Here is a 16,642-nt window from a genome sequence, read left to right as displayed (position 1 = left end):
ATGCGCACAAATTATATATACATATTCCTCGCAGCAGCTGTTTCATTTACGGCCTGCAAAAAGAGCTTCCTGGAGCAGGTCCCGCCTTCCACGGCCACTACGGAAAACTTCTACAAAACAGCAGACGATTTTAAAAATGCACTCAATGCCAACTATGGCTCGTTGCAGTCGGGCGGCGTATTTGGCAACGCTTATATCTATGGTGATATTCCATCCGATAACAACTTCCCGGTGCCTTCCGGCTCTGTAACAGACCAGGATGAATTTGACCGCTTCTATATCAAAACTACCAATCCTTTTGTGGCCGCCCGCTGGAACGACAGCTACAAAGCCATTTCCCGCAGCAACACCATCCTGTCGAGGATTACGCCGATAGCCATGAGTGATTCATTGAAGAAGCGCTTCTCCGCAGAAGCGCAGTTTCTCCGTGCGCTGGTATACTTCAACCTGGTGCGTTCCTTTGGTGATGTGCCTTTGGTGGTGACAGAAATCACCAATGCCGACCAGGCATATGAATATACCCGTGATCCTGCAGCCAGCATATACGCACAAATTGAAGCCGACCTGAAAGCTGCGGAAGCCGCATTGCCGGTGAGTTATACCGGAGCCGATATAGGCAGGGCTACCCGTGGTGCAGCCAAAGCCTTGCTGGGAAAAGTATTGCTCACGCAACATAAATACCCCGATGCTGCTGCAAAGCTGAAAGAAGTGATCAGCTCCGGCACTTACGCCATATTGGATAAATATGCCGACGTTTTTGATGTAAGCAAGAAAAATAATAAGGAATCTGTTTTTGATGTACAATATAAATCAGGTGGCGTAAAAGAAGGCAATCCGCTGCCTAACTCGTTCGCGCCCGAAAACTCCGGCGACGCCGTAGTGAAGTTTGGCGGCGATGGCAATAACCAGGTGACCCCTGATATGGAAAGCGCCTATGAAACCGGCGACACCAGGAAAGGCTTTTCTATGGCTACTTCTTATGTAAATGCCAGCGGGGCTACCGTAAATTATTATTTTGTGAAGAAGTACTTTGATGTACCTGCCACCAAGAACGATAATGGTAATAACTTCCCGGTGATCCGTTATGCAGATGTATTATTGATGTATGCGGAAGCCCTTAATGAAATAGGCTACCAGGGCGGCGGTGAAGCATTCACTTACCTGAACATGATCCGCAAAAGAGCAGGACTCGCAGAAAAAACAGCCGCCAACGTACCCGACCAGGCATCGTTCCGGCTGGCAATAGAGAATGAAAGACGGGTGGAATTCGCGTTTGAAGGTCACCGCTGGTACGACCTCGTTCGCACCGGCAGGGCGATTCCGGTACTCAACAGCAAAAAAGCACAGATCAGGTTAGTAGCGGACCTTACCAGCGACAACCTCGTAATACCAGTACCACAAAGCCAGATAGACATTAACAAGGATAAGATCAAACAAAATAAAGGATATTGATGGTACGTAAAACCGTTTGTACTTTTTTATGGTTAACAGCTGGTATGGCAAGTGCTTTGGCACAAACCAGCCAGCTGTTGGCTTATGTAGACCCGTTCACCGGCACTTCCAAAAGCACCACTCTCACCGCCCTGGCACATGGCGCCGGCACCGAGCAGCTGGCTAATACCATTCCCGCGGTGGGCACACCTTTTGGCATGACGCAGTGGACCCCGCAAACCAGGCTCACCGAACAGAAATGTGTGGCGCCGTATTATTACACGGACTCTCTTTTCACCGGCTTCCGGGGCACACACTGGCTCAGCGGTTCCTGCACACAGGACTATGGCAGTATGACCGTTATGCCCGTTTGCGGTGAACTCAAAACCACACCTGACGGTTACGCCTCAACGTTTTCAAACACCGGTGAAACAGCGTCGCCCGCCTGCTACAGCACATTACTGGGTAAAGACAAGATACACGCGGCCATCACTGCCACCGCGCGTTGCAGCATGATGCAATTTCGCTTCACCAAAGAGGATGACTGCCATATAGTAATCAGGCCCAACAGTGACCGGGGCAAAGGCGCCGTGTATATCGACCGCCAGCGGCAGGAGATCTCCGGCTACAACCCGGCGTTCCGCATTTACCAGGGTCAGGGACAGCCAGCAGGTTTCAGCGGCTACTTCGTGGTGCAGTTTGAAGAAGTGTTTAGTGATGCAAAAGTATTCCGGGACAACACCATTCTGGCGGAAGACAGTATTAAAGACAATACAGGTATTGGCGCCGCCGTAAAATTCAACGTGCATAAAGGCAGTGTAATAAGGATACGTGTGGGCACTTCTTTTACCAGTATTGACGCGGCAAGAGAGAATCTTGCGGCAGAAATCAATCACTGGGATTTTACCGCACAAACAAAAACAGCCAGCGATATATGGAATAAAGCGCTGGGGAAAATTGAAGTAACCGGTTCTTCTGAAAAAGATAAAACAATTTTTTATACCGCGTTGTATCATACCATGCAGCACCCGCGCCTCTTTAATGATGTAAAAGGCACCTACCCTGCTTTTGCGCAATCTTACCAGGTGAAACAACTGGCTTCCGGCAATTACTACGACGACTTTTCCATGTGGGATATTTACCGCGCGCAACTCCCGCTGTATGAGATACTGGATACCACGTTGATCAACGACCTGGTACGTTCGCTGATCCTGAAAGGGCAACAGGGTGGCTGGCTGCCGATCTTCCCCTGCTGGAATAATTACACTGCCGCGATGGTTGGTGATCATGCCATTCCGTTTATTGCATCTGCCTATAACAAAGGCATCCGGAATTATGATGTGGAAGAAGCGTATCGCCTCATGCGGCAAAATGCGTTTGACACCGCTGCTATAGCTGATTATAAAGAAGGCAAGGGCCGCAGGGCTTTATCTTCTTACCTGAAATACGGATATGTACCTTTGGAAGATAACGTGCCGTATGCCTTTCATAGCCGGGAGCAGGTATCGCGCACACTTGAATATGCGTTTGATGATTACGCCTTATCTACCATTGCGAAGGCACTGCATAAGCAAAAAGATTATGCAGCCTTAACAAAAAGGGCCAGCAATTATGCCAATGTATTTGACCCGCAGCTGGGAGATGTAAACGGCCGGTACGCCTCCGGCAAATGGTATGAGCATCCCGACCGGGATAAGAAAATGTTTTTTATTACCGAGGGAACACCACGGCAGTATGGGTTTTATGTACCGCATGATATTCCCGGTCTTATTAAATTAACCGGCGGAAATAAAAAATTTGAACAGGCGCTGGATAGTCTTTTTTTAAACCAGCAGTACTGGCATGGCAATGAACCCGGTCACCAGATCCCTTTCCTGTATAACTACGTAAACGCGCAAACGAAAACCATTGCGCATACCCGTGACATCAGGGCCATGGAATACGGCGTAGGTCCGGGAGGGTTATGCGGCAATGACGATGCCGGCCAGATCAGCGCCTGGTATGTATTTGCCGCGATGGGATTTTACCCGGTGAACCCCGTGGCGCCGGAATATGCCATCACCATTCCTGCTTTTGAGCGTATTGTCATTCATACCGGTGCGCATACCACTACCACCATCCGCACGGATTTTAAAGGTTCGCCCGTGTCTATTGGCACTATAAAAAAGGATGGAAAGCCATACAGTACCAGGCGCCTGTTGCACACCGACCTGATGAAGGGCGGCGTATTTGATATTTACCCAACCCGTGGTGGACAATAAGCGGTTACTCGCAGCGGAAATTACTCCATAGCCCGTCCATCTGCTTCCAGATCACATGGGACACCTGCTGCGGGGAAATTTCAAAGAAGAGGGCGGTACGCTGTTGCGATTCACAATTTCTTACATGTATGGTACAGTGCAGCACAATGGGGCGCTGTACCATATAGTTTAACATCCGGATGGTACCGCCGTAGGTTTCCACATCTCCTTCCAATGTTTTTACATTTTTGATATCGACGACCGTAGGAACCTGTTTTTCCGCGGGTATCCGGCGGCCGGTAATATTGCGGTTTACCAGGCCGTTGTAATAAGCGGTGAGATAGGTATTCAGCGTAGCCGCGTTTACTACGGGCTTATCTTTCAGCCACCAGAGGAAAGCATATGACCAATGTTCCGCACTGGTGCTGTCGCCCCATCCCGGCGCAAAACGGATATCTTCCACACCTTTATAGCGGATCTCCGGGGCAAAGTCCACCGGCACCTGGAAATGTTCCGTACCCCAGCCCTTCGGCTTGTTCAGCTTATAAGGAGGTTTCCAGTTTACCGGGTCAAAAATATCCAGTGTACGTTTGATCCATTGGATACATTCCGTTTCATCTACAATAGAAAATGCCTCTGCATAGCGGGCGCCGTTGATGCGTTTGCCGGGTTGTGGAGAAGCGATGAACTCCGCGTCTCCGTTGCCGGCCAGCAGCAGCCTGCTTATCAGTTCGGTGGCATCGGGAATATAGGTATCATACAAACTGTTGCGGCGTTCCTTCAGCAGCCACGCGATGTCCGTATCATAATATACGCGCACGGGTACACGTTGCAGGTATTGCTCATTGCCTGCGGCCGTGTCTTCCCGGTTGAACGGTGACAGGGCGCGGTAACCTTCCGGGCGTGTCGCTGGTGTGCCGATTTCGCGGGTCATTTTATCAAGAATATAACCTGCGTCGCCCATTTGTCCGTCGGTTGTTTTTTTCCGGATCACCTGTTGGCACCACTGCCACAATCCATTCAGATCCACCGGGCCGCTGACGGTAAAAACGGCTTTGGGGTGTACAGCATAGGCGGCGGGGAACTGCCGGGTTAATTCCGTATAGCGCAGCGCGATATTGCTGGCATACTCGTATCCGGCCAATACAAATTTCGACGTATCGGCTTTGTATTTATTGGCTACATGCTTTATCACCGTGCTGATGCGGTTTACCACGGCGGTATCCGCAAACAGTTGTTCCTGCATGGAAACAAAAACAGTGAGCAGGTCGTTGGCACAGGCCACGTTGTGCAGCTTTGTTTCCGGTACCAGGTTATCCAGCTGGTAGAAGTTAGACAGCACCACCACTACGCCTTTTATCTGATGGGACAGCGGCGGTACGGCGAGATAAAAATTGCCGGTGCTGTCTTTCGTATCAAAAACTACTTTTTCGATATACTGCGCGTTTGCGGATGATGCAGTAAAAAAAGCAGCCATTACAAGCAGGGAAAAAAAGCGGTTAAGCATGATAGCGGAAATTTAATTGTGAACGCTTATGGCAGGGGATCTCCGGGCGCCGGGTGCTTTGGATCAAATACAGCCATCCCTACCCTGCTGTCGGCGCAGCCATAATATAAAAACCATTTCTTCTTAAAATATACCAGCCCTTCTATAAACACGGTACCAGCGGCATACTGCCCGCTTTTCTCAAATGCTTCCATGGGACGCAGGAACGGCACATCCAGGCGGGCAATAGCTTTTTCAGGGTCCTGTTTATCAAAAAGTACCTGCCCGGCGCTGTAGCTGTTAGCGGTAAAGCGCCGGTCGCCTTTTTCACCCGGCTGATTCTTCCCGTTATACAGCAACAGGATGCCTTTATCCGTCATAATAGCCGGCGGACCACACTCCGTCAGCCCGCTGTCGAAATAGCCCTTCCTGGGCCTTATAAGCGCTTTTAATGCCCCGCTGCTATCGGTAACGGGGTGCCAGTCGACCAGGTTATCAGAGGTGGCGGCAAATACGCCTGCTTCTCCCCAATACATCCAGTACTTTCCATTTACTTTTGCAATCACCTGCTTCTTTCCTTTCAGCTCGGTGACGATGGACGCCGATTTATGCGGCTGATCCACGAAACGCCTGCCGGCTTTCCGGAAAATGGGCCCGTGCTTGGTCCAGTTGACCAGGTCTTTACTGGTGGCCACTCCCAGGCGGGGTACCTGCCGGTTCCACTGTGTATAGAAAATCACGTAGGTACCATCAACGGTAACGGCTACACGGGGGTCTTCACAGCCACCCGGCCATTCATAGGTTTGCTGATCATCGTTACGCGGATATAATACCGGTATTTTTTTCCTTTTGAAAGAAGTGCCGTTTTTACTTTCTGCATAGCCGATCCTGGAGGTACGCGTACCTATCTTGATACCGGATTTATCTTCTGCGCGGTAGAGCACTACTATTTTCCCGGCCTTCACCACAGCAGCAGGGTTAAAGGTGTCGTTCGACTCCCAGTCGACCTCCCTTTGCAGGAGCGAATCATAAAAGTGCGCTGTGGAGTCTGTACGGATCACAGGATTCACGCCGGCGGGCCTTACAAAGCCGCCCATTGCCCAATCGGGTAAACGGTTGGTTTGGGCTTTCAGCGGATGCTGGGCGAGGGTTAGGATTGCCGCGAGCAGCAACAGGATGTTGGTATTCACAGTGGGTATGTTTTGTTTGTCGTGGAATATTTTATTTTCTTTTCAGAAGATGTGATCTTAAATGATTCCTCTTTCTTTCCAGTCATGGAGCTGGGTTTCCGGCATGCCGCAGGAAAGCAGCATTTCACCAATATCATCCGGGCACAAAGACCAGTCAACTGAATAGGCAATGAATTGATCAGATGCGGCTATTTTGCGATCAAGTTTACCTGTCGTCAAATACCAGGCTGTCCGATGCATCATTGTTTCAGCAATCGCATAGTCTCCTCCTTTTTCCACCTCCCCGAGAAAGGCTTTCAGCAACCGTTCAGCGGTATGCAACTGCACCTCCTTATAATCGTGATCATTATACAGCATCAATTCGTTAAACAATTCTTCTTCTCCCATTTCAGTAAGCGTACGTGTCCAATCCCTTTCAGAAATCAGCTTTAGCCACGGAACGTAATTGGCTACTTCCCTATAACCTACTTCCAGTAGGACTAATGGCTGTTTTGGCTTGATAGCCTCAATGGCAGTAATAATATCAGCCGCCATCAACTGCGATACCCTGTCCGACAGCTCACTCAGGGAAACTCCTGCTGGTGGCTTTACATAAGCATATTGAGGTTCATTATCTTTCAAAATACTTACAATTTCGTCCAGCGTGCCGTCCTCATTATATTTATATTCTTCCCTGCCGGGCATCTTTCCTATTCCCGGCATATTATACAAACAGTCGGCCCACTTAATACACCCATTTTCATAATGAAATAATTCCACATCAGAAATAATCGAATGCTTATCTTTTAGCAGTCGTTTTAACATCTTTTCCTTCGGCTGCCCAACGAGATCAGGAATGCCGGATCTTCCATTGAGAAGAAGCGATTGGTAAGCAGTTTTTAGTCCATCCCGGAGCTCCAACCGTTGAATACAGGAAGGGACCCTGGTAGGGATATGAAATTCTACATACTCGACGTAGCTTTCACTGTAGTGATAAAACCCCTCCCATTCTCCGTAGGAGGTTACATAACATGGCCTACCTGCAGCGTTCAATCCATATGCAGCCCGCTTGCGTTCTGAAAATTCTGAAGACAAACCCTCTTCGGCAGGAAAATTTCCATTATTATAGTCCGATACCCGGAACAGATGCATTTCACCATAAAACGTTTCCACTACCTGCTCTTTATATTTCGGCAAAGTACCCATTTCATCGTATGCTGTTAACCACCGGTCCAGCAATTGTTGTTCTAATATTTCAGGGGACATACAGGAATTTTAGGTCGATTAAGCGAAGATTAAAAGATACAACACAATTCACAAATCCTCCCTATTTTTTGTCTGTTCCCCCAACAGACGGAACTTATATCCTGTACATGAAAAGAAGCGCGTTCATCGCCAAGTAAAATATTATATTATAACCCGCCACACCCAAAACAAGTTTTAGGAAATTTTTAATGACTTTTATCATGTCTTAACAGAAAATTATCGGCTAATTTTGCTAAATTAATAGTAGCACCAAAACAAACCGATAGACATATGCAATACTGTAGCAGAATTTTTTACCTGGTCTGCTTGTTGATATGTATCAATGTAGCAGCAGACGCGCAAAAGAAGATTACCGGCATTTATCGTAGCATGGATGATTACCTGTCCGGCGGGTTAAGTTATACCAAAGATAACAGCAACAAAACACCGAGGATTCATCTGCATACGCTTGCGCCTAAAAGTTATGTCACCCTGGAGCATAATGGCAGAAATATTCATATCAACAAAAATGAAATATTTGCTTATCAGCTCACCAATGGTGATGTTTACCGGGTAGAAGGTAATCACAGTTACCAGATCCTGAATAAAAACCCGCAATTATTACTGTATAAGAGAAAAATACCTACTTCTCCCAAAGCCGGTCCGGAAGATCAGTACAAAATGTACTTCTCCGCTCCTAACGGTAAAATACAAACGCTGACCGCCTGGAATGTAAAACAGGCCTTCCCTGCGCATGAAACACTGGCCGATCAGATGGATGCCCTGTTTAAACGGGATGCAGAACTGCTGACTTACGACAGGTTCCGTGGCATGTATAAACTGGAATGGCTGGTAAAATAAACGATTGACAGTTAGCTTTCTGCGTAAGGCGGAAAGCTAACTGTTTAACTACTTTGCCGCTTTTAAAATAAAATCTACAATAGGTGTAGGATCCGGGAAGCTGTGAGGATGATGGGCAAATCCCGGTTTATGCATCACCGTTATATCTCCTCCCAACGCTTTTATTTTTTCTTCAAACGGCAGCGTATTTTCTTCAGGCGGTACATCCGTATCCGCATCAGCCAACACATGCAGCATCGGGTACTTTCCTTTTACTATTTCCTTTATTTTATAGAGCGGGCTTCCCTTAAACAGCATAGCAGCGCTATCGGAAGTAAAACCGTAATCCTTTTTGAAAGCTTCCCACTCATTACGTTGGGCAAGCTGTTTTTTAAACTGGCATCCCGGCCAGCTGCACAGGTCTATCACGGGATTATCTACATATACAGCCGCTACTTTATCCGGATTTTCAGCCGCCCAGTTGTACACGTATACCGCTCCCCTGCTCATGCCTTCCATCACTGCTTTACGTGCCAATCCGGCTTTGCGCAACAACGAATAATACCCGTTCCATAATTGTATAGCCTCCTTATTGCCAAACAATTCTGCCACATCACAATACACCACATGATAACCCCGTTCCAGCAGGGCAATATCCGTTTGCGGTTCATGTCCCCAGAAACGGGCGCGCCAGATCCACGGATGACCGGCAGCGGCAAACTTAGGCGCCACCACTTTACAGGCGCGTCCCCTGAAATCAAAGTCCGCACAGCGGTAGCCATAAAATGAGGTGATCTTTTTATCGCCTGGTAGCCGGCTAATGGCGCTAAAGGCCGTATCCCGCACGGGGTGCAGTACTTCAAAAAGTGTTTTCGCTATCATTGTGGTGCCCTCCAGCTCGGGATGAATCCCATCCGGCATGAGTCCCGGTTTACCAATCAGCAGAGCATTCAGGTTTACCAGCTCCAGGTTTTCCTCATAAGCCACCTGTCTTACCTTTGGCAAAATCTGCTTTGTAATCACCGGGTCCCAGATCTGGGTAGTGTCTTTCACAAAAGAAACAATGGGCTGCAGCAACAGGATACGCGGATGTGAAGGCAATGCCCGGAACGCGCGGATCATATCGTGATAGTCTGCTTCATATTCATCAAGGTATACGCGGTTAATCAGCTTACTGTCGTTGCCACCGAGGTCGATCAGCACAATGTTCGGTTCACTTGCCAATGCAGCTTTATACTCAGGGGTATCCCAATAGGGATGATCGCCTTTTTTCAATAAAGTGGTGCTGCTTACGCCGTAGTTGGTCACCTCAAAGTCCGGCCCCAGGAGCTTTCCCAGCTGCGCGGGATAGGATTCGGTTTCAGGATGCTGCAACCGGGCGCCGGCACAGATGCTTGCGCCCAAACAGGCAACCTTTACCCGCTGTGCAAATACCGGGACCTGATACAGCAGGATCAATAGTAAAATAAAACACCTGGACCTCATGCGTGAAATTTATACGTGGAATAATGGGTTGTTAAGATAATATTTACTTTTATTATTCCACGTATCCCTTACTGCATCTCTTTTACAAGATAGCCTGCTGTTTTCACAAAGCCATTTGCCTCCAGGTAGTCCGGCGCCACGGAAAGCTCTGCCCACATGGCATCCCGGCCCTTATATACCGCCAGGCATTTTTCCAGCAACGAGGCTGCTGCTGTTCCGCCGGCATGCGCCTGCAATACCGCGAAAGCCGACAGGTGTACGATCCGCTTCCCTTCCAGGAATGAAGGCCGCACGCCACCATCGGTAAGAAAGGCGAAACCCGCCGGTTCGTCCCCCGCATATACGATGAACCACTGACTTGAAAAACTATTCATACTGTTCACCAGGATTTTTTTGGTGTATTGCCCTTCCATCTTTATTTCGGGATGCTCTGCCAGCCAGGTGCGGGTAAGGTATAACAGCTCATCAATCATCTTGTCTGATGCCACTGCAAACTTTGTAATGATGGTACTCATATCCGGTTGTTTGAAAGAATGAGCCACGAAAGTAGCAGTCTGCCGCTGTGCAGCGGGATACAGGGAGCCGAAATATAACCGGTACAGGAACCCTCAGCTGTGGGCTACCGCGTAGCTTCCCACTTTTCGTATAGCCGTCACCTTTGCCGGTGTATATTTATCGGCAAATACCAGCCGGAGATAATGGTCGTAAGCACCTGTAAAAGAGAAGGCCGATCCCGGTGTAAATCTCACCCCGGTATCTTCACAAAAGCGGTAAAAGGCGGTCATATCCAGCGTTTCCGGCAACTGCACCCACAGGTGATAACCGCCGACCGGACGACTCACTTTCGTCCCCGCGGGGAAACATTCCCTGATCAGTTTCAAACTCTGTTCGCACTGTGCGGCCAGCTGCTTCCGGAAAACGCGCAGGTGTTTTTCATAAGCACTGCCTTCCAGTATTTTATTCATCGTTTCCTGGTACACAGGCGATACGCTGCTGCCCACGGCAAACCGGATCTGTTCTGCCTGCCGGAAAAAGCGTCCTGCCGACAACCACCCCAGCCGGATACCCGGCGCCAGCGATTTTGCAAAAGAGGAACAGGTCATCACCAACCCGCTGCTATCGAAAGAGCGGATGGTGGAAGGACGCTGGCCGTTGAATGGCAGCTCACCGTAAATATCGTTTTCTATCAGCGCAATGTTGTGGGCTTGCGCGACTTTCAGCAGTTGCTGCTTTTGATCATCCGTCAGCAGTGTGCCGGTAGGATTATGAAAGTTCGGCGTAACGACAATGGCTTTAAAAGCATGTATGGCACAGGCTTCCTTCAATACATCCAGATCAAAGCCTGTTTGCGGACGCACAGGAATTTCCACCACTTTCAGCCGCAGTACGCGGATCACTTCCAATACGGAAAAAATACAGGGACTTTCAATAGCAATTACATCGCCCGGCTCACACACCGCTGCCAGCGCAATGTATACTGCCTGTAAAGCGCCGTCTGTAATAAGCAATTCATCAGATTGTAAACGGGTATTGTGATGCGCTGCGCGTTTGGTAATACTTTCACGCAATGCGGCCAAACCATTGGCAGGATAATATTTTAAGAGCGCTGCTCCTTTTTCGCGGATCACCTGCTGCATGGTTTTCAGTAACAACTGCTGCGGCAACAACAAATCGCCGGGAGCCGCCACGTTGAATTCAGATAGTGCACTGCGTTGCCGGTTTTCGGAAGAAATCGCCGCCAGGTTATTCCTGAAAACAGGATCCCTTACTATCATGGTTTCAGTTACTTTACCGGTAGCAGCCGGCCGGGCGCTTACATAGTAGCCGGAGCGGGGAACGCTTTCCACCAGGCCTCTTAACAGGAGATCGTCATAAGCGCTCTGGATGGTACTCAAACTGGTGCTGTAGTGTGCCTTCAATGTTCTTACTGAAGGTAACCGGTGACCAGGTAAATACTGGCCACCGGTGATCTTACTTTCAATGTTCGCTGCTATTTCTTCGTATTTATATTGTTTCATTTGTTTACCGGCTACGATGACCCGGTAAAGGTAGGCGAATTTCAACAGCTAATTCAACAACAGCTCGTCTGCAAATGCCCATCCGCGGTTTCCTTTACCAGGATGCCAGCCCGGTATTTTCAGCAGGGGTTCCATCACCACTTTCACACAGGAAACGTTGGTGACGGGGAAAGCGGCGGCTATTTCCATGGCGGCGGCAGGGTCGTCCTTTTTTCCTGCTGCCGGAATAATCCGTTTCAATAGCTTCAGGTGTTGTGCATCTGCCCCACCCCATATTTCCACTTTGGCAGGAGGAAAAATATACCCGTTAATATTTCGTAAGATACCTACCGATACTGACTGCAAGGGTATGGCCTGCTTGAAAAGCAGCATGGCTGTCATTGGCTCTTTCACATAGCCCAGCCATTTTCCGTTGCCCTGATCCATACCGCCTTTCTGCCCATCGCATAAGGTTTTGGCGCCACTGCCGGCATAGGTTCCATCCGGCTGCGTGAGCAATATCACACTGTCAGGGATATACGTAGATTTATAAAAACTGAACTGCACCGGGTCGCTGGCGTACCAGCCTTTTTTGCAGGCAATGGCACGGATGGTGGTATTACTTTGCAGCAACAGGCTGTCTTTAAACAGGGGCGAGTTGATGCTGTCTGGTACCGATCCATCCGTAGTGTAGCGGATCTCCACCCCTTTTATGGGATGCTTCAGCAGCAATTGTGCGGTACTGCGGAAAACGGAGGCGGTATTCAGTAATAAAGGCTGATTCAGTTTTAATAGTTGTTTACCATCGTCTGTAAATCCTTTGATGATGGCTACCTGTTTAAATGCAGCAGGGAGCTTGTCCAGTTCAGCAGCAGTGAGGCCGGTGTTCCACAGGTACAATTCCTTCAACGCAGGTGCTGTTTTCAGCGCCTGTAGCTGCTGTAAGGTAACGGGGGTGCCGGACAGCGAAAGGCTTTCCAGGTGCGGCAGCTTTGCCAGGGCCGACAGCGTTTGTCCCTTTACGTTAGTAAAGCTCAGGTTCAGCACGCGCAGCTCCGGAAACTGTGCAATGATATTCAGATCGGCATCCTGTACCGGCATCTTCTGCAGGTGCATTTCTATGATCTGCTTTTTCAGCGGCAGCAGTTCTTCGATGGATTTACTGTTGAACTGATCTTTATTATAGCAGTTAACTACAAGTGGCGCTGCGTTTAACGCTACCGGGTAAATAACACGGTAATTGTTATTCAGCTTTTGTACCAGCTTTTCATCTGCTGCGGCAAAGTTGTATACAGGAGCTGTCGATGCGGCTGGCTCTAACATGGCTGCGGCCAGCAACCGCAGGCTATCCTTCGCAGGTAATGCGGCTACTTTTGTTTTAAAATCAGCGCCGCCTTTGATCCAGTAATATAACAGGTCCGCTTCTTCCGGTGTAAGCTGCGGCTTTCCTGCCGGCGGCATATGTTTTTTGGCATCCAGTGGCAGGTGCAGTCTTTCCATCAACAGGCTCATGTCCGGTTTACCGGCAACAAACAGTTTACCGCTCTTTCCACCTTTCAGCAGCTGTTGCGGCAGCTCCATTGCCAGCTCCCCTTTTGCCTTGCCTGCATTATGACAGTTCATACATTTCTCCTGCAACACCGGTTTCACCAGGTGTTCATATACCAGCGCCTGGTCGAAGGGTACCTGTGGCCTTTTACCCGCGGGGTTTACCGGCGCCAGCACAAAGTTTTCGCCATGCGTGATATCAGCTCCCAGGTGACCGGTGATTACCAGCAATGCCGCAGTGATGAGCACACCGCCCTTCTGTAACAGCGGGCGGCGTTTCTCCGATTGTCCAAACCAGTATATGAAGGAGGCCAGCCAGCACATCGTCACGCCGCTCCATTTGTGCCACTGTAAAGTGCCGCTGCCGTTGTATCCTTCTTCACCGGATAAAAACAGGCCCATGATAACGGTAACGACTGCACTGAGTGCGCCGGTGAGCAGTAGCACAGATGCCAGCTGTTGTTTCCACGCTTCGGCAGCCGGCTCACGCAAACGGATAAACGTTAAAATGCCTGCAACAAGAATCAGTACAATTGGAAAATGCAGCAGCAAAGGATGCATGCGCCCCAGCACCTGCAACCAGGGAGGTAACACCACCCTGTTGCCAAAGATCACGAGGAAAAGGATAAAAATATTTCCGGCAAATAACAGGCTGCTGCCTGCGCTTTGCCATCTGGATGGCTGTTTCGCGGTCATTATACCCTCCTGAGTTTATAAGGATACACTTTCCCGGAGGCCCATTGTGCCACATAAAGGTTCCCGTCGTTATCCACACATACGTCATGCGGATGTACAAATATTTTCTCTGCCTGCTGCATGGGCTGCAGCTTTCCGTCGGTATATACCGGTGCGGTGCCTCCGATATTGGAAACTACCTTGTTGTCTTTATCTAATATCGTTACAAAACCACTGCCTTCCTTATCCATATTAGGTGACCGTAATACGGCTGCATACAGGTGATCGCCTTTTATAACCGCGCGGCATACACAGGCGCCGGGCAGAGCAATTACTTCCTGTAATTGTCCGTCGAGGCTGAAGCGTTTAAAGCAATTCCGTGTTCTGTCGGTAACAATAAGCGTAGGCGTGCCTTTGCGGTGATCTACCACGATACCGTGGGCATTATCCAGGTGTTCATCTCCCTGACCCCTTCCGCCAAAATAACCCAGCAGTTTACCGTTGCGGTCATAGCGCATTACATATTGCGCGCCATAGCCGTCGGCAATATAAAAATCGCCATTGTCTGCCACGGTTGTTTCTGTAGGTACAAACTCTTCCTTCTTCTTATACACGCCTGTTTCAGCGGGATAGTCGATAGTCAGCAGAATTTTACCTTCCATCGTTGTTTTGTACACCTGGTGTTTTTCGGTATCCGTAATGAACAGGTACTCGGTACCATTTTCATTGCTGAGTGTTAGTCCGTGTGCGCCGGGGAATTCATGGCCCCAGTTCTCCAGCAGTTTGCCGGATTTATTATAGATAAGAATATTATTTTTTGTTTCGTTCGTCAGCAGGATGATGCGGCCTTTTTTGTCCTGCACCATTTCATGGCAATCTTTCACCGGGTACCGGCTGCTGTCGAGCGTTCCCCATTTAGTGTCCAGTGCATAGCGCATATTATTGTGGCCGTATACCGGTCCTTTTGGTTTGGCAAAAAGATCGCGGGAAATATAAAAGGAGGCGGTTACTAACGCCGACGTCTGTATGAATTTTCTTCTTTCCATTATAACAGTATTTATCAGGCCATCAATCCGGGGATTACCTTGCCGGCCACATCTGTGAGGCGGTAACGGCGTCCCTGGTGTTTAAAAGTTAATTTTTCGTGATCCAGTCCCATCAGGTGTAAGATGGTGGCATGGAAATCATGCACGTGCACCGGATCCTTTATAATATTATATCCGAATTCATCGGTTTCACCGTATACGATGCCGGGCTTTACGCCACCACCGGCCATCCAGATGGAGAAGCAACGGGGATGGTGATCGCGGCCATAATTATCGGCAGTCATTTTACCCTGGCAGTAGTTGGTTCTGCCAAATTCACCGCCCCATATTACCAGCGTTTCATCGAGCAGGCCACGTTGTTTCAGATCAGTGATCAATGCTGCAGAAGCACGGTCTACATCTTTTGCCTGTCCGGCCATTTCATTGGGAAGGTTGCCATGCTGGTCCCAGCCCTGGTGATACAGCTGGATAAACCGCACACCGCTTTCAGAGAGCTTCCTGGACAACAGGCAGTTGGCAGCGAAAGTGCCGGGCACCAGGCAATCCGGTCCATACAGTTTAATGATATCGTCCGATTCTTTGGAGAGGTCGGTGAGCTCTGGCACAGCCGTTTGCATGCGGTAAGCCATTTCATACTGCTGGATCTTCGTATTGATTTCCGGGTCGCCAAATTCTTTATACGACTGGTCATTCAATGCGGCGAGCTGGTCCAGCATCTGGCGGCGGTTAGCCATATCAATGCCTTCAGGATTATTCAGGTATAGCACGGGACTCTCGCCACTGCTGAACTGAACGCCCTGGTGGATACTGTCCAAAAATCCATTGGACCATAACTTGGAATATACGCCTTGCCCGTTTCCTTTACCTCTCGACAGCAGCACGCAAAATGCGGGCAGGTTTTTATTTTCGCTGCCGAGGCCGTAGCTCATCCAGGAGCCGAAGCTGGCGCGGTTGCCCTGTTGTGCCCCCGTCTGGAAAAAGGTAAGGGCCGGATCATGGTTGATCGCTTCCGTAAACATGGAACGGACAATACAGATGTCGTCCACTATTTTGGCGGTATGCGGAAACAGGTCGCTGATCCAGGCTCGCGCTTCGCCATACTGGTGAAAATCGTAGTGTGAACCTACCAGCGGAAAAGACGACTGCCCTGAAGTCATGCCTGTTAAACGCTGCCCCATACGGATGGAAGCCGGTAGTTCCTGTCCCATCATTTCCCGCAGCTTGGGTTTGTAATCGAAGCTCTCCAGTTGTGAGGGCGCGCCATTCTGAAACAGGTAAATGACCCTTTTGGCTTTGGGCGCAAAGTGCGGCATACCGGGAATGAAAGGCGCTTCTTCCCCGCTGTTTTTACCAAAGAGGTCAGGTACCAGCAATGAACCCAGGGCAAGGCTGCCTACGCCAAGGCTCAGGCGCGACAAGAACTTGCGGCGGTTCATATTCAGGTGGTGTTCTATGAATTCGTTTTTCATCGTCCTTTATT

Annotated in this window: 12 protein-coding genes; 3 read left to right on the top strand and 9 right to left on the bottom strand. The window is 49.2% G+C overall.

What is annotated here, in order from left to right; all coding sequences use genetic code 11:
- Nucleotides 1–1,452: a RagB/SusD family nutrient uptake outer membrane protein gene (locus tag AB6805_RS21365; protein ID WP_370911470.1), complete on the top strand. Its 1,452-nt coding sequence runs from the start codon at nt 1–3 to the stop codon at nt 1,450–1,452.
- Nucleotides 1,453–1,496: 44 nt separating this feature from the next.
- Nucleotides 1,497–3,692 carry a GH92 family glycosyl hydrolase gene (locus AB6805_RS21360; protein WP_370911469.1) on the top strand — a complete coding sequence of 732 codons (2,196 nt, stop codon included), beginning with the start codon at nt 1,497–1,499 and terminating at the stop codon, nt 3,690–3,692.
- 4 nt (nt 3,693–3,696) lie between these two features.
- On the opposite strand, the gene AB6805_RS21355 is transcribed toward AB6805_RS21360, so the two are convergent.
- The 3 genes from AB6805_RS21355 to AB6805_RS21345 are packed head-to-tail and all read right to left on the bottom strand — an operon-like array spanning nt 3,697 to nt 7,592.
- Nucleotides 3,697–5,178 (bottom strand): hypothetical protein, encoded by a 1,482-nt coding sequence (locus tag AB6805_RS21355; protein WP_370911468.1) that lies wholly within the window; start codon nt 5,176–5,178, stop codon nt 3,697–3,699.
- Nucleotides 5,179–5,204: 26 nt separating this feature from the next.
- Entirely contained in the window at nt 5,205–6,347 is a 1,143-nt protein-coding gene (locus tag AB6805_RS21350; protein WP_370911467.1) for a glycoside hydrolase family 130 protein, read from the bottom strand.
- 57 nt (nt 6,348–6,404) lie between these two features.
- Nucleotides 6,405–7,592, bottom strand: a complete 1,188-nt coding sequence (locus AB6805_RS21345) for a hypothetical protein (RefSeq protein ID WP_370911466.1) — start codon at nt 7,590–7,592, stop codon at nt 6,405–6,407.
- Nucleotides 7,593–7,898: 306 nt separating this feature from the next.
- Between AB6805_RS21345 and AB6805_RS21340 the strand changes: the two genes are divergently transcribed.
- Nucleotides 7,899–8,432, top strand: coding sequence for a hypothetical protein (locus AB6805_RS21340; RefSeq protein ID WP_370911465.1), 534 nt, complete (start codon nt 7,899–7,901; stop codon nt 8,430–8,432).
- Between the two features lie 48 nt (nt 8,433–8,480).
- On the opposite strand, the gene AB6805_RS21335 is transcribed toward AB6805_RS21340, so the two are convergent.
- The 6 genes from AB6805_RS21335 to AB6805_RS21310 form a co-directional block, all read right to left on the bottom strand.
- The gene (locus AB6805_RS21335; protein WP_370911464.1) at nt 8,481–9,896 is read right to left on the bottom strand and encodes a GDSL-type esterase/lipase family protein; all 1,416 of its coding nucleotides are present in this window, start codon (nt 9,894–9,896) and stop codon (nt 8,481–8,483) included.
- A gap of 68 nt (nt 9,897–9,964) precedes the next feature.
- Nucleotides 9,965–10,411, bottom strand: coding sequence for a GNAT family N-acetyltransferase (locus AB6805_RS21330; protein ID WP_370911463.1), 447 nt, complete (start codon nt 10,409–10,411; stop codon nt 9,965–9,967).
- Nucleotides 10,412–10,504: 93 nt separating this feature from the next.
- The gene (locus AB6805_RS21325; protein WP_370911462.1) at nt 10,505–11,914 is read right to left on the bottom strand and encodes a PLP-dependent aminotransferase family protein; all 1,410 of its coding nucleotides are present in this window, start codon (nt 11,912–11,914) and stop codon (nt 10,505–10,507) included.
- Between the two features lie 48 nt (nt 11,915–11,962).
- A complete protein-coding gene (locus AB6805_RS21320; protein ID WP_370911461.1) occupies nt 11,963–14,137 on the bottom strand; it encodes an FN3 associated domain-containing protein in 2,175 nt (724 codons plus the stop codon).
- The gene (locus AB6805_RS21315; RefSeq protein ID WP_370911460.1) at nt 14,137–15,162 is read right to left on the bottom strand and encodes a 6-bladed beta-propeller; all 1,026 of its coding nucleotides are present in this window, start codon (nt 15,160–15,162) and stop codon (nt 14,137–14,139) included. Before AB6805_RS21315 ends, AB6805_RS21320 begins: the two co-directional genes overlap by 1 nt.
- A gap of 14 nt (nt 15,163–15,176) precedes the next feature.
- Nucleotides 15,177–16,631 carry a DUF1501 domain-containing protein gene (locus tag AB6805_RS21310; RefSeq protein WP_370911459.1) on the bottom strand — a complete coding sequence of 485 codons (1,455 nt, stop codon included), beginning with the start codon at nt 16,629–16,631 and terminating at the stop codon, nt 15,177–15,179.
- Between the last annotated feature and the right edge of the window lie 11 nt (nt 16,632–16,642).

Origin of the sequence: Chitinophaga sp. RCC_12 (genome assembly GCF_041360695.1) — a bacterium.
GTDB lineage: Bacteria > Bacteroidota > Bacteroidia > Chitinophagales > Chitinophagaceae > Chitinophaga.
This window is presented reverse-complemented; position numbering and strand designations above follow the sequence as displayed.